Origin of the sequence: Kribbella caucasensis (genome assembly GCF_004361855.1) — a bacterium.
In the GTDB taxonomy this organism is placed as follows: domain Bacteria; phylum Actinomycetota; class Actinomycetes; order Propionibacteriales; family Kribbellaceae; genus Kribbella; species Kribbella caucasensis.
In genome coordinates, this window is sequence record NZ_SNWQ01000016.1 from 204,473 (window position 1) to 217,849 (window position 13,377).

10 protein-coding genes are annotated in these 13,377 nt (G+C 68.7%); 6 read left to right on the top strand and 4 right to left on the bottom strand.

Annotated features, from left to right (window positions below; all coding sequences use genetic code 11):
- The first annotated feature begins 1 nt into the window (after position 1).
- Both EV643_RS29650 and EV643_RS29655 read left to right on the top strand, forming a co-directional pair.
- Positions 2-949, top strand: coding sequence for an aldo/keto reductase (locus EV643_RS29650; protein WP_133803454.1), 948 nt, complete (start codon positions 2-4; stop codon positions 947-949).
- Positions 946-1,713, top strand: coding sequence for a YaaA family protein (locus EV643_RS29655; protein ID WP_133803455.1), 768 nt, complete (start codon positions 946-948; stop codon positions 1,711-1,713). Before EV643_RS29650 ends, EV643_RS29655 begins: the two co-directional genes overlap by 4 nt.
- A gap of 533 nt (positions 1,714-2,246) precedes the next feature.
- Here EV643_RS29655 and EV643_RS29660 read toward each other — a convergent pair.
- Positions 2,247-3,638 carry an acetamidase/formamidase family protein gene (locus EV643_RS29660; RefSeq protein WP_133803456.1) on the bottom strand — a complete coding sequence of 464 codons (1,392 nt, stop codon included), beginning with the start codon at positions 3,636-3,638 and terminating at the stop codon, positions 2,247-2,249.
- Between the two features lie 222 nt (positions 3,639-3,860).
- On the opposite strand from EV643_RS29660, the gene EV643_RS29665 reads away from it, so the two are divergent.
- Complete coding sequence (locus EV643_RS29665) at positions 3,861-4,490, top strand: HNH endonuclease family protein (protein WP_133803457.1); 630 nt, start codon at positions 3,861-3,863, stop codon at positions 4,488-4,490.
- A gap of 36 nt (positions 4,491-4,526) precedes the next feature.
- On the opposite strand, the gene EV643_RS29670 is transcribed toward EV643_RS29665, so the two are convergent.
- Positions 4,527-5,474 carry a helix-turn-helix domain-containing protein gene (locus tag EV643_RS29670; protein ID WP_133803458.1) on the bottom strand — a complete coding sequence of 316 codons (948 nt, stop codon included), beginning with the start codon at positions 5,472-5,474 and terminating at the stop codon, positions 4,527-4,529.
- Between the two features lie 87 nt (positions 5,475-5,561).
- Between EV643_RS29670 and EV643_RS29675 the strand changes: the two genes are divergently transcribed.
- On the top strand, positions 5,562-8,924 hold the full coding sequence (locus EV643_RS29675; protein WP_133803459.1) for a S8 family serine peptidase: 3,363 nt from the start codon (positions 5,562-5,564) through the stop codon (positions 8,922-8,924).
- A gap of 38 nt (positions 8,925-8,962) precedes the next feature.
- On the opposite strand, the gene EV643_RS29680 is transcribed toward EV643_RS29675, so the two are convergent.
- Positions 8,963-9,913 carry a DUF389 domain-containing protein gene (locus tag EV643_RS29680; RefSeq protein ID WP_133803506.1) on the bottom strand — a complete coding sequence of 317 codons (951 nt, stop codon included), beginning with the start codon at positions 9,911-9,913 and terminating at the stop codon, positions 8,963-8,965.
- Between the two features lie 103 nt (positions 9,914-10,016).
- On the opposite strand from EV643_RS29680, the gene EV643_RS29685 reads away from it, so the two are divergent.
- Entirely contained in the window at positions 10,017-11,432 is a 1,416-nt protein-coding gene (locus EV643_RS29685) for an APC family permease (RefSeq protein ID WP_133803460.1), read from the top strand.
- A 6-nt stretch (positions 11,433-11,438) separates the two neighbouring features.
- On the opposite strand, the gene EV643_RS29690 is transcribed toward EV643_RS29685, so the two are convergent.
- Positions 11,439-12,617, bottom strand: coding sequence for a Cmx/CmrA family chloramphenicol efflux MFS transporter (locus EV643_RS29690; RefSeq protein ID WP_133803461.1), 1,179 nt, complete (start codon positions 12,615-12,617; stop codon positions 11,439-11,441).
- A 151-nt stretch (positions 12,618-12,768) separates the two neighbouring features.
- Here EV643_RS29690 and EV643_RS29695 point away from each other — a divergent pair, with 151 nt between their 5' ends.
- Positions 12,769-13,377 (top strand): rhomboid family intramembrane serine protease, encoded by a 609-nt coding sequence (locus tag EV643_RS29695; RefSeq protein ID WP_133803462.1) that lies wholly within the window; start codon positions 12,769-12,771, stop codon positions 13,375-13,377.

Consider the following 13,377-nt stretch of genomic DNA (forward strand, 5'->3'; position numbering starts at 1 on the left):
CATGACCGAGATGGAGTACCGCCAACTGGGCGACTCCGGCCTCACCGTGAGTGTGGTCGGACTGGGTTGCAACAACTTCGGCGGCCGGATCGGCGCCGACCAGGCGGACGCGGTCGTCAACGCCGCGGTGGACGCCGGGATCACGCTGTTCGACACCGCCGACGTGTACGGCGACCGGGGCGGGAGCGAGGAGATCCTCGGCGCGTCGCTCGGCAAGCGCCGCGACGAAGTGTTGATCGCGACCAAGTTCGGCGGCGACATGAAGGGGGTGAACGGCCCGGACTGGGGCGTGCGCGGCTCCCGGCGGTACATCCGGAAGGCGGTCGAGTCCAGCCTGCGCCGGCTCGGCACCGACTGGATCGACCTCTACCAGCTGCACGTGCCGGACCCGATCACGCCGATCGAGGAGACCCTGGCCGCGCTGTCCGAGCTGGTTGCCGACGGCAAGGTTCGCTACATCGGCAGCTCGCAGTTCGCCGGCTGGCAGGTGGTCGACGCAGACTGGGCCGCGCGGACCGCCGGGCTGGAGCACTTCGTCTCGGCACAGAACAAGTACTCCCTGCTGGACCGGGAGATCGAGGACGAGGTGGTGCCGGCCTGCGAGCACCTCGGGATCGGGATCGTGACGTACTCCCCGCTGGCGGGCGGCCTGCTCACCGGGAAGTACCAGCGTGGCGAGGCCGCTCCCGAGGGGACCCGGCTGGCGACGCAGCCGGAGCGGCTGGCCCGGGCCGACTTCGACAAGATCGAGGCACTGGACACGTTCGCGGCCGAGCGGGACGTGACCTTGCTGGACGTGGCGATCGGCGGTCTCGCGGCCCAGCCCGCGGTCGGTTCGGTGATCGCGGGCGCGACCACACCAGAGCAGATCGCGCAGAACGTCGCCGCCGGCCAATGGGAGCCGACCACCGAGGACCTGGCCATCCTGGACGAGCTGACGCTCACGTGACACTGATCCTGCTGCCGCCGTCCGAAGGCAAGACGGGCCGATCGCGGGGACGCACGGTGGGGCTCACCGACCTGTCGTTCCCCGAGCTCGCCCCGACCCGCGAACTCGTTCTCGACACCCTGGCGAAGGTGTCCGCCTCGGCCGACGCGTACAACGTACTGGGGGTTGGCGCGTCCCTGAAGGACGAGGTGGAACGCAACGCCCGATGGCGGACCGAACCGGCCGTGCCCGCATCCGAGTTGTACTCGGGCGTCCTGTACGACGCACTCGGCTACTCGACCTTGTCCGCCGGCTCCAAGCGACGCGCGAACGCACGCCTACTCGTAGTCTCCGCAGCCTGGGGTGCACTCCGCATGCAGGACCGCGTCCCGCCGTACCGCCTGTCGATGGGTACAACGTTGCCCGGCCTCGGCCCCCTCGCCTCCGTCTGGCGCGAACCGCTCCAAACCGTCCTCGACAACGCCGCCGGACAGGGTGTGATCGTCGACTGCCGCTCATCGACGTACGCCGCCGCCTGGCGACCCACCAGCGACCGGGCAGCCAAGTGGGTCGCGATCTCAGTGGTCCGCGAACGCGGCGGTGTACGGTCCGTCGTCTCCCACAACGCCAAACACACCCGCGGCCTGGTCGCCCGCCACCTCCTGGAATCCGGCAAAGACCCCGGCACCCCCAAATCCCTCCACAAACTGATCGCCGCCCGCTGGAACGCCGAACTAGCCCGCACCCCCACCGGCTGGACCCTCACAGTCGTCGAACACGACTAACACATCACTCGCTGGCAGCTTGTCGCACCACTGCCAGCGACCCAGTAACCCGGCAGCCGTTCCAATAACCCGCCACCGGCGCGCCTCGGCCCGGCCCCGGCCACCATCCCCGGCACCGGATTCCCGTCCGCCCGCGAGAACCCGGGACCTTGAACAACAACCCGGGACCGTGAACTGGCTATTACGTGTTCAAGCCCCCCACTTCTTGACCGAGGTCCCCAGCGACGGCCCCGACCCGGCCAGATCCCCGGTTACCGCCGACTGTTCCCCTCGACCCGGCCCCGACCCCCCGTTCACCACCGACTGTCCGACCGAACACGGTCGCCATACCTCCTGGCGGCTCCGCGATAGCTGCGTCCTTTCCCTGGTCGGGGTGGTGTGTGTCAGGTGTCGAAGATCCCGAAGGGACGCCGAAGGCGCACTTGACGCACGCCACCCCGACCAGCACCCTCAAGCAGCCGGAGACGCCAACCACACCAGCCCCCGACCCACGAATCACCCGCATCGCCTGCCGAGCGAATGACCCCGCTGACCTAGAAATGATCCTTTGGGATCACGCCATGTACGCCGACTGTCCGGTCTACTACCTGGGAGACCTCGAAGTTCGCCGCGGCCGATAGGTAGGCGTACGCGATCGGCCGATCCATCCCGAGTTCGTCCACCAAGAAGTCCAGCGCGTTCACCACGGCCCGGCGCATCGCGATGTTCAGGTCGTTCACCTGACCGCCGCCCTGGCTGCCGTTCGGGTCGGACAACCCGATCGGCACCCACGCGTCCGGCGTCTCCGCGAACGGGTACCGGAACGCCACCGCCGGCGCATCCCCTGACCCCTTCTTGCACACCGTCAACCGAAACGTCGCCCGCAACGAACCCTCCATCGCGGTAAGCGCCACCTCGCCATTCCCCATCGCCAGATGCGGATCCCCAACATGGAACAATGCCCCATCCGCGAACACCGGCAGATAGAACGTCGACCGCACCCCGAGCAGATTGATGTCGATGTTGCCGCCCCCGAGCGTCGGCGGAATCGAGTTCAGCGCGGGTGCCGTGAGGTCGGACGACTCAGCGAAGGCGACCCCCATCAGCCCCATGAACGGGTCGAGCGGAAACGACACCTCGCCCCGCCCGCCACGCGGCATCACCCCATTGATCGCCCCGCGCGGACCACGCCGTACGGGGGTGAAAACCGAGACATTCCCATACTTCGTCGGATCACCGGTGCCCCGGCCGTCGGTCTCGATCGGCGGCATCACTTCGTCGAGGGTGATCCCGGCCGGCGCGGTCCCGCCGGCCAACTGGGGGAGCGCGCCCTTGCCGTGCCGGCTCGAGACCACGCCGTACGGGACGCGGGGGAGCATCGACAGCATCTCGATCTTGAGCACGTCACCCGGTTCCGCGCCGGCGACGAAGATCGGACCGGTGACAACATGCGGGCCGTCGACGTCGAAGTTGCGCGCGGTCCGGTCGTACTCCTTGGCGATCTGTACGGCGTCGTCCAGCACCTGGGACCGGCCGACGCCGTGCCGCCCGAACCACGCGGCCGGATCGCGGCCCTGGTCCTCGAGGATGCCCTCGTGCGAAACGGTGTCGACCGTCACCGTCTCGCCGGATCGCATCGTCAGAACCGGCTTGCTGCTCAGCGACGGCACATATCCCCAGCGGACCTGATCGGGCAACGAGGCGAGGTAGTGGCGACCGTGGATCGGACCACGACCCGGCTGGAGCACTTCGCTCGGCAGAGTCGGCCGCGCCGCCTGGGCCGCCGACGCTCCGGCAGCGGTACCGGCACCGGCGGCGGTCACGGCACCAGCAGCGGTCGCGGCACCGGCGGCGCTGACGGCCGCGGTCGCGCGCAGGAAGTCGCGGCGGCCAAGACCGGAGCGGAGGATCGAACGGGCGTGCTCACCGAAGCTGTTCCTTGCCATCGGCATCTCCTCACTGGATGGTGTCGCCTGTATACCGGCCTTGCGTTTGTATACAGGTATGGCGTTTCGGCGCCGTGAAGCGCTGTGAACGCGGTATGACGGCAGCGTTCATGCGGCTTTCATCGCGGGGTGGGGTTTTCTTTCGTCTGGATCGGCAAGGCTTCAGTGCGAGCGATACGCAAGTTCAGGGGGGACCCGCCCGACCCTTCGGAGGCCTGAAAGATGCGTCGACTGCTCATCACTTCACTGACCCTGGCCGCGCTGGTCACCGCCTGGATCACGGGTGCGTCGCCCGCGCTGGCCTACCCACCGACGCCGCCGTCCGCGAGTACGGCGCAAACGCAGCTGAACTCGCTCACGGTCAAAACCGAGGGCTCGACCACCGGGTACAGCCGCGACCTCTTCCCGCACTGGATCACCCAGTCCGGCACCTGCGACACCCGCGACCAAGTACTGAAGCGGGATGGCACCAACGTGACCGTCGACAGTCAGTGCGAGCCGACCGGCGGACGCTGGTACAGCGTGTACGACTCGGTCTGGGTCACCGACGATTCGTCGATCGACATCGACCACATCGTGCCGCTGGCCGAGGCGTGGAAGTCCGGTGCGAACAGCTGGACCACGTCGCGCCGGCAGCAGTTCGCCAACGACCTCACCATCGCGCAGTTGATCGCGGTGACGGCGTCGAGCAACCGGTCGAAGGGTGACCGCGACCCGTCCGTTTGGAAGCCGCCGAACACCTCGGTGCACTGCATCTACGCGCGCGAATGGATCTGGGTGAAGTACACCTACGGCCTGTCCCTGCAGTCCGCCGAGAAGACCGCACTCCAGCAGATGCTCGGCACCTGCTGAGTTCCGCCCCGCTCTGCCGCCTGCTCGAGGACGCCCTCAGCTGTCCTCGAGCAGGCGGCGGCGTTGCGCGTGAATGCCGGCCTGGAAGCGCGTGCGAGCGCCGAGGGTCTCCATCAGCTCGGCGACCCGGCGGCCGACGGTGCGGCTGCTGAGGGTGAGCTGCCGGGCGATCGCGTCGTCCTTGAACCCGGCCGCGAGCAACGTCATCAACCGCGCGTCGAGCGGATCCATCCGGGCCGGCACCACCGGGACCGCCTGGTCCCACAGCAGCGTGAACATCTCGATCAAGGCGTCCAGCAGCGCGCACGGATGGACGACGAGCGCGCTGTCGACCAGTTGATCCACCGACAACGGCAGCAGCGCCGCGGTCCGGTCGAACACGGCCAGCTTCATCGGCACCTGCGGATGTACCCGCGAACTCTCGCCTGCATCAGCCGCGGAATACGCCTCGTCCACCCCACCGGGTACGTCGAGTGAGTCGGGGGAGTAGATCCCCCGAACCGCCACGCCTTCGCGCAACAGGCCGCGGACCGTGTTGTCGGACTGCTCGACCTTCGCCGCATACGGCGGTCGGTCGAGCACCATCAACGTGTCCTTCGTCCCGTTCAGCAGTTGGGCGAACCGGGCCGCGATCGCCTCTTGGCCGACGATCACCTCGACCAGGTTCTCCGGCCGGTGCTGCTCCTGCTCGCGGAGCTCGGACAGCAACACCCGGGCCTCTGCGCGAACCCGGTCGAGCTCCGCGCGGCGTACCGCGACCAGCGCGTCGACGGCCACGTCGGGCCGGGTCGGCAGCAACCTCGGCGGCACGTCCGACGTACTGGTGAGCAGGCCGAGTTCCTCCAGCCGCTTGACGGTCTCGCGTACGTCGTCGGCGTCGCGGCCGAGGCGTTTGGCGAGGTCGGGCAGGCCGCAGCCGGGGATCGACAGCAGCGTCCGGTACGCCGCTTCGTCCGCTGCCGCCACTCCGACGGATTCGAGCATGCCCCCTCCTGGCCAGTTCTGGACAAGTCCGGCATACGACACGCTATCTCGTGGCCTGGGACGTCCTGGATTCGATACCAACGGACAGTGTCCCCGCACCCGTCCCGCCCCGTTGCCCTGTTGCTGTCGTTCCTGCTCTCCGGCGCGCTGCTGATTCCCCTGACCCTGACACCCTCGGCAGCCGCGTCGGCCGTCCCTTCTCCAGCCGCTGTCCCGGCGGCTGGAGAAGGGCCTGACCGGGGCGGTGGGGCGGGGAAGGAATCAAGCACGCGTATCACCCTGATCACCGGCGACCTCGTCGTGCTGGACGCTCCGGACGAGACCGGTGCGCCCGCGATCCGGATCGAGCCGCGCGTCGAAGGCACGTCCTTCTCCGTACGCCGCGACGCCGGCCGGGTGACCGTGATCCCGTCAACGGTGGCGAAGCTGGTCGGTGACGTGCTCGACCCGGCGTTGTTCGACGTGACCGGTCTGGTCGAGATGCAGTACGACGACGCCCACCGGGCCGATATCCCCGTGATCACACAAGGCGCCGGGGTTGTCGGGCTGCGATCCGGCCTCGCACTGCGGAGTCTCGGCGCCAGCGCTGGAACCGCCGCCAAGGACGGCAGCCTGACGAACTCGCTCACGACGCGTCGGGCGGCAACCGGAAAGGTGTGGCTCGACCGTCGTCTGGGCGTTGCCTCGACTTCCGTCACCACTTCGGCAACAAACTCGACAGCCGCCCCGACCGATCCGTACCTCAACCAGGTCAAAGCACCAACGGCCTGGGCGCGCGGACTCGACGGCCGCGGAGTGAAGGTCGCCGTACTCGACACCGGGACGGACACGGGCCACCCAGCACTGGCCGGCAAGGTCACCACGGCCGCCGACTTCACCAACACCGGCAGCGCCGAGGACGACAACGGCCACGGCACCCACGTCGCCTCCCTCATCGCCGGCAGCGGCGCCGGATCCGACGGAGCCCGGCAAGGCATCGCACCCGCGGTCGACCTGATCTCCGGCAAGGTGCTGGCGGCCAACGGCTTCGGTCAGGAGTCCTGGGTGATCGCCGGGATGGAATGGGCCGCCGCCCAAGGTGCCGACCTGGTCAACCTCAGCCTGAGCGCCGCCGCCTCCGACGGCGACGACCTGGTCGCCCAGGCGCTCGACCGGCTGACGGCCGAGACCGGCACCCTGTTCGTCGCGGCCGCCGGCAACCGCGGCAACCTCGGCTGGAACCCGTACACGATCGGCAGCCCCGGTGTCGCCGCCTCAGCGCTGACGGTCGGCGCGGTGGACGCCGCCGACAAGCAGGCGATCTTCTCCAGCGAGGGCCCCACGCGCGGTTCGTACCGGCTCAAGCCCGACCTTTCCGCGCCGGGCGTGAGCATCGCCGGCGCCCGCGCTGGTGCTCGCGACACGAGCCTGTACGTCCCGATGACCGGCACCTCCCAGGCCACCCCGATCGTCACGGGAGCCGCCGCCCTGATGCTCCAGCAGCACCCGACCCACTCATGGCAGCAACTCAAGTCCGACCTGGTCAACGCAGCCGACACCACGGCCGTCTACACAGGCTGGTCTTCCGGCGGCGGACGCCTCGACCTGGACCGCGCATCCACGAATACCCTGACCGCCGACGTCTCGTCACTCGACTTTGCCTACCTCCGCTACCCGGACAAGGCCCCGCGCAGCCGCGTCGTCACCCTGACCAACACCGGTACCACCGAAGTGACCCTGCCGGTCGTCGACACCGAACGCAGCTCAACCAACGGCGACGCACCAGCCGACGCAGTCGTCGCAACACCTGCAACCGTGACCGTTCCCGCCGGCGGCACAGCGTCGACGACCATCACGGTCGATCCCGCACTCTTGCCCGACGGCTTCTGGCAAGGCGGTGTCTCGTTCGGCGACCGATTGCGGCTGGCCTTCGGCGCGTACGACGAACCCGAGCGCTACGACCTCACCGTCAAGGCCTACGACCGCACCGGTACGCCGTACGCGGGTGGGCAGGTGAGCGTCTTCAACTACGCCAACGGCGGCTCGATCAACCTGACGCTCGACGCGAACGGAGCCGCCCGGGCGCGCCTCGATCCCGGCCGGCTGACCATCTTCTCGGCCGTCGAGACTCCCGCCGATGGCGACCGGCCGGAGACGTTCGCCCTGACCGGTACCGCGGAACTCGCGTTCACCGGCGACACATCGTACGTGCTCGACGCGCGGAAGGCGCAAGTGCTGACGGAGCCGACTGTCGAAGGTCGCCAGACGAAGCTGGCCGAGTCGGCGTTGAGCATTTCGCGGCACGGCAACGGTCGCGGACTGAGCGACTTCTATTTCTTCGGGGCCGAGCAGATCGCGGCTGGGACGGTATTCGTCCAGCCCACGGTCAAGCTCACCGGCTCCGGATCCTTCGAGGCCTCGAACCGGTGGCGACTCGAACCCGTGGGCCAGGTGCGCCCGGGTGATCCGGCCGCGTACGAACTGCTGCTCGTGAAGGACCGCTTCGCTCAGCCGCTGACGCCACGGCTGAGCCGGTGGGACGTGCTCCGGATGGCGCGGGTCGAGAACACCTTCGGCACCGTGTCCGGGGCCGGCCAGCAGATCGTGGAACGTGCCTGGACGACGAAGGAGACCGGCGTCGGCTGGGTGAGCAAGCGATCGGCGAACGTCCCGGCGAAGCAGATCGAACTGCTCACCGCCGACGCCGGCGCGCTCTGGAACCAGTGCCTGACCGCGACCACGACGAAGACCACCAGGCTGTGCGATCGGGCGAACCTGCCGTTCGAACCAGGCGCCCGGGTCGAGCGGACGTTCGGGCTGGTGCTGCATCCGGCGGTGTTCAGCGGCTCCCATACGAAGAGCTATCTGTTCGTCGACATGGGGCTCGCCGATGCCTTCCACAACAGCAAGCCACCGGCGTCGACGTACCAGAGCCGCCGGTTGGCCGTGTATCGCGAAGGCGTCCTGGCCGGCGAGGTTGCGGGCGGCTCGAGCTATTTCCAGATCCCCAACGGGCCGGGACGGTTCCGGCTCGAGCAGAGTTGGGCGCTTGATCCCGCGGTGATCGGGAGGTCGAGCCGGGCCGAGACGACGTGGAACTTCACCTCGGAACCGCCTGACCCGACGAAGGCGACCGGGGTACCGCCTGCACTGCTCGACGTGAGCTACGACGCGGAGGTGGACGCCGAGGGACGTGCGGCTGCTTGGCGCCCGTTGCAGGTCGACCTGCTGGTCGATCATCTGCGGGGATCGACCGCGAGCCGGGTGACCGGTGCCCGACTGTCCTACTCGACCGATGACGGCGCCCACTGGCAGCCGGCCATCGCCGTACCGGCTTCGTCGGGCTACCGGGTCATCATCCCACCCTGGTCGCTACTGCCCGGAAAGTCGTTGTCGCTGAAGGCTGTTGCGACCGATGCGGCCGGTGGCAGCATCGAGCAGACCGTGATCGGAGCGATTCCGATCCACTGAACGGCCGGGTGCGGGCGGATCGGACAGGGGACGCCCGGTCAAGCCTCAACGCTCGCACCCGGTCTCCTCCTCACGATGTACTGGCGCCAGATGAAACGCTGCAGCAGCAGCGTGACGACACCTGCCGCGGTCATCCCGGCGAGGTTGATCCCGAGCTGCGCGGCCGCACCGCCGATATGGTCCGGCACCCACAATGCCGTCGACAACGCGAGGTCGCCGGCCGCCGGCACGGTGGTGACCGAGATGAAGACACCGACGAGGGCGTTCGCCCGGCCGGCCGTCTGCGACAGCACACCTGCGGCACCGGCCAATACGGCGACCACGGCGGACCACTTGTCCGGCCGCCAGATGAACCCGGTCAGTGGACGGGCGGCGGTGACGTTCTCGGTGTCGATCCAGCCGACCGCCCGGGCGAGCAGTGCGGCGATCGCGGTGAGCACGATGGCCAGGGCGAAACCGAGCACGAGCAGTCGCACCGACTGCCAGCACAGGCCCTTCCGCCGCAGCGTGAGGCCGACCGCCAGCGCGGCCACCACCCCGAACTCCGGGCCGACGACCATCGCCCCGACCACCAGGATCGAGGAATCGGTGACCACGGCAACGGCCGCGATCATCGTGGCCAGAGTGAGGAAGGTGTAGTACGCCCAGGATCCACTGGCCTCGTTGTACGCCTGGTCGACCACCGCGTCCCAGATCACCGCGTCGTCGGGAGCACCGGGGGCCGCCTTCTCCGTCTCCCTCGCGTTACGCGACGGCGTGGCGCCGACCGGGGACAGGGCGACCGACCCCTCGTCGTACAGTCCCTGCTTCTTCAACCAGGACAGGACGTCCGAGGTCGCTTCGCGAGTCACATCGCACTCGATCACATCACCACTCGGGCGATGCGCGGCGCCGGGTAACGCCACGATGCTGGTCACCCGCTGGTCGGCGACGAGCGTGTTCAGGACGCGGTCGGTGCGATCCGATGGGACGATGAGACGAAGGTGCATCACCGGGTTATCTTCGCAGCCCACGGGTTCCGACACTCTGCGGATCCGCGCGGTGACACCGGGTGTGTGATCGACTGCAGCCACGCGACAGAGGAGGCAGAGGATGAGTGAGAGCGCCAGTACGACGACCTCGGCGGGTCATGACCGGCCTGAACTGAAGCGGGTGATGGGGCCCGGGCTGCTGTTGCTGTTCGTGGTCGGTGACATCCTCGGCACAGGTGTGTATGCCCTGACGGGCAAGGTCGCGGGCGAGGTGGGCGGCGCCGTCTGGTTGCCGTTCCTGAGCGCGTTCGTGGTGGCCCTGCTGACCGCGACGGCCTACCTGGAGTTGGTGACCAAGTACCCCCGGGCGGGTGGTGCCGCGGTCTACACGCACAAGGCTTTCGGGATCCACTTCCTCACCTTCCTGCTCACCTTCGCGGTGATGTGCTCGGGTCTGACCTCGGCGTCCAGCGCGTCGAAGGCGTTCGCGGCGAACTTCTTCAACGCGGCCGGGATCGATCCCGAACGCGGCTCGCTGCTGATGATCACCTCGTTGACCTTCATGGCGTTGATTGCCCTGGTCAACCTTCGCGGTGTGGGCGAGAGCGTCAAGGCCAACGTGGTGCTGACCTGTGTCGAGCTGTCCGGTCTGCTGATCGTGATCGGGATCGGTATGTGGGCGCTGGCCGGCGGCGACGGTGACACGTCCCGGCTGACCGAGTTCAACACACCCGAGGGCGACACCGCGTTCGGCGCGGTCACCGCCGCGACCGCGCTGGCATTCTTCGCGATGGTCGGCTTCGAGGACTCGGTGAACATGGCCGAGGAGACCAAGGACCCGGTCCGGATCTTCCCGAAGATCATGCTGATCGGCCTGTGCGTCACCGGCGCCATCTACGTACTGGTCGCGATCTCAGCGGTCACGCTGGTGTCGCCGGAGGATCTGAACAAGGGCTCGACCCCGCTGCTCCAGGTCGTCCAGGCCGGGGCGCCTGGGTTCCCGCTGAAGCTCTTCGCCTGGATCACGATGTTCGCGGTGGCCAACTCGGCGCTGATCAACATGCTGATGGCCAGCCGGCTGCTCTACGGCATGTCGCACGAGAAGGTGCTGCCCGGCCCGCTCGGCCGCATCCTGCCCCGGCGCCGGACGCCGTGGGTGGCGATCCTGTTCACCACGCTGCTGGCGTTCTTCCTGATCGGGTACGCCGACCTCGCCGCACTCGGTGGGACGACGGCGTTCCTGCTGCTGTGCGTCTTCGCGATCGTCAACGTGGCGGTGCTGGTACTGCGGCGCGACCGGGTGGAGCACAAGCACTTCCACGCGCCGACCGCGCTGCCGGTGCTAGGCGCGATCCTGTGTGTCTACCTGGCCAGCCCCCTGTCGGGCCGGGCCACCGACGACTACAAGATCGCCGGCTGGCTGATGGTCGTCGGAATCGGGCTGTGGGCGATCACCTGGCTGCTGAACAAGTACGTGTTCCACCGGCGCGCCGACTTCGACCCGAGCCACATCGACCCGAGCGGCCCGGTCAACTGACCCCGATCAAATGACCCTGGCCGTCCGCCGCGCCCGGACCGGGAGCAGGGCGAACAGAACGGTGACCAAAGCAAGTACCCCGAGGACGGCGGCTATCCAGCCGAGCGCTGGATAGCCCGTCCCGGCGTCAATGGCCAGCCCACCGAGCCACGGCCCGATCGTGATGCCGACGTTGAAGGCGGAGAAGTTGATCGCGGTGGCCAGCGTCGGCGCGTTCTCGGCCAGGCTGAACACCCGCGCGTTGAGCGCCGGGTTCGTGGCGAACCCGAACCCGCCGAGCAGGAACACAGTGCCGATCGCGATTATCGGGACCTGCGCCCACACCGCGAGCACCACGGAGAGGGCACAAATCCCGGTGATCCCGACGGCCAGGGTGTGGATGGGCAACGCGTCTGCAGTACGTCCGCCGAGCGTGATGCCGATCAGCGACCCCACGCCGTACAGGCCGAGCACCGCGGGGATGGCGCCGGCGGGCAGGCCGGTGTCGCCGGTGAGCAGGGGAGCGAGGTAGCTGAAGGTCACCATGATCGCGGCCGTGACGAGCGCGGTCGTCGCGTAGGACAGCCACAGCCGACGATTCGCCATCATGCGCAACTCATCGGTCAGGCTCGGCGCGTCGCCGGCGGCGGGCCGGTCGGGTCGCCCGGACGGGATGGTCTTCGCGATACCGACCGCCGAAAGCACCGACAACAGAGCGACCGTCCAGAACGCCGCCTGCCAGCCCAGGCGCTGACCGATCACCGTGCCGGCGGGCAGGCCGATGATGGTGGCGACCGTCAGCCCACCGGTGACGACGCTCATCGCCTTCGCGCGGGAACCGATGGGGACGAGCCCGATCGCGGCGACGGCGGCCACCGCCCAGAATCCGGCGTACACGAAGGCTCCCACGATCCGGCTGGCCAGCAGGACGCCGTAGTCCGCCGTCAGCGCGCCGATCACGTGGGTGAGCGCGAAGACGGCGATGAACACGAGCAGCGTCGTACGACGGGGCCAGCGCAACGTGATCACCGCCAGCACGGGTGCGCCGACCAGCATGCCCGCCGCGAACGCCGAGATCAGCAGCCCGGCCGCCGGGATGGAGACGTGCAGATCGGCGGACAGTTCGGGGAGCAGGCCTGCCAGCATCAGCTCGGACGTGCCTTGGGCGAAGATCGCCGACGCGAGCACGTAGACGGCAAGCGGCATTACAGGTTCCTCCGGGGTGCGGGGCGGACGGGCCCAGCGAACGATCGCGCACAGCGACCTACAGATCGCACATTGTCACACAGGTCGGCCCGATAATGACCCGGCGCGCGTCGAGAAGCGGAGATTTGGCCCGATCGGGCATCGTTGACATATGAGCTATCCGACCCCGGCGCGGCGCAGCAGTAGTGCTGTCGACGCCTCCCGCATCGGCGGCGGGATCAAGCTGCTGATCGCGCTGGTCGGCCTGATGTGGATCAGCGAGATCGTCGACACAGCGCTGAACGGCGAGCTGGATCAGTACGGCATCATCGCCCGCCAGCCGGACGGCCTGGTCGGGATCGTCGCGGCGCCGTTCCTGCATCTCGGGTTCGGCCACCTGATCTCGAACACTCTGCCGTTGGTCACCCTCGGCGCCCTGATCGCGGTCAGCGGGGCCGCCCGGTTGTTCGCGGTGACCGCGCTGGCCGCGGTGCTCGGTGGGCTCGGCACCTGGCTGGTCTCACCGCCGAACACCATCACGATCGGCGCGAGCGGTCTGGTCTTCGGGTATGCGGCGTATCTGATCGCGCGCGGCGTCTTCAACCGGCGGCTCGGCCAGGTCCTGATCGGCGTGGTGGTCGTGCTGGTCTGGGGGAGCGCGCTGCTCGGCGGTCTGCTGCCGCAGGACGGGATCTCCTGGCAGGGCCACCTGTTCGGCGCGATCGGCGGTGTCGTCGCCGCGTGGGTGCTGGCCGACGACCGCCCCAGCCGCCGTACCTGA

What these genes read in the sequence shown, in the direction of transcription:
- EV643_RS29650 (WP_133803454.1), top strand. Translation starts at nt 2, where the DNA reads ATGACCGAGATGGAGTACCGCCAACTGGGCGACTCCGGCCTCACCGTG.
- EV643_RS29685 (WP_133803460.1), top strand. Translation starts at nt 10,017, where the DNA reads ATGAGTGAGAGCGCCAGTACGACGACCTCGGCGGGTCATGACCGGCCT.
- EV643_RS29665 (WP_133803457.1), top strand. Translation starts at nt 3,861, where the DNA reads ATGCGTCGACTGCTCATCACTTCACTGACCCTGGCCGCGCTGGTCACC.
- EV643_RS29660 (WP_133803456.1), bottom strand. Translation starts at nt 3,638, where the DNA reads ATGGCAAGGAACAGCTTCGGTGAGCACGCCCGTTCGATCCTCCGCTCC.
- EV643_RS29670 (WP_133803458.1), bottom strand. Translation starts at nt 5,474, where the DNA reads ATGCTCGAATCCGTCGGAGTGGCGGCAGCGGACGAAGCGGCGTACCGG.
- EV643_RS29680 (WP_133803506.1), bottom strand. Translation starts at nt 9,913, where the DNA reads ATGCACCTTCGTCTCATCGTCCCATCGGATCGCACCGACCGCGTCCTG.
- EV643_RS29695 (WP_133803462.1), top strand. Translation starts at nt 12,769, where the DNA reads ATGAGCTATCCGACCCCGGCGCGGCGCAGCAGTAGTGCTGTCGACGCC.
- EV643_RS29690 (WP_133803461.1), bottom strand. Translation starts at nt 12,617, where the DNA reads ATGCCGCTTGCCGTCTACGTGCTCGCGTCGGCGATCTTCGCCCAAGGC.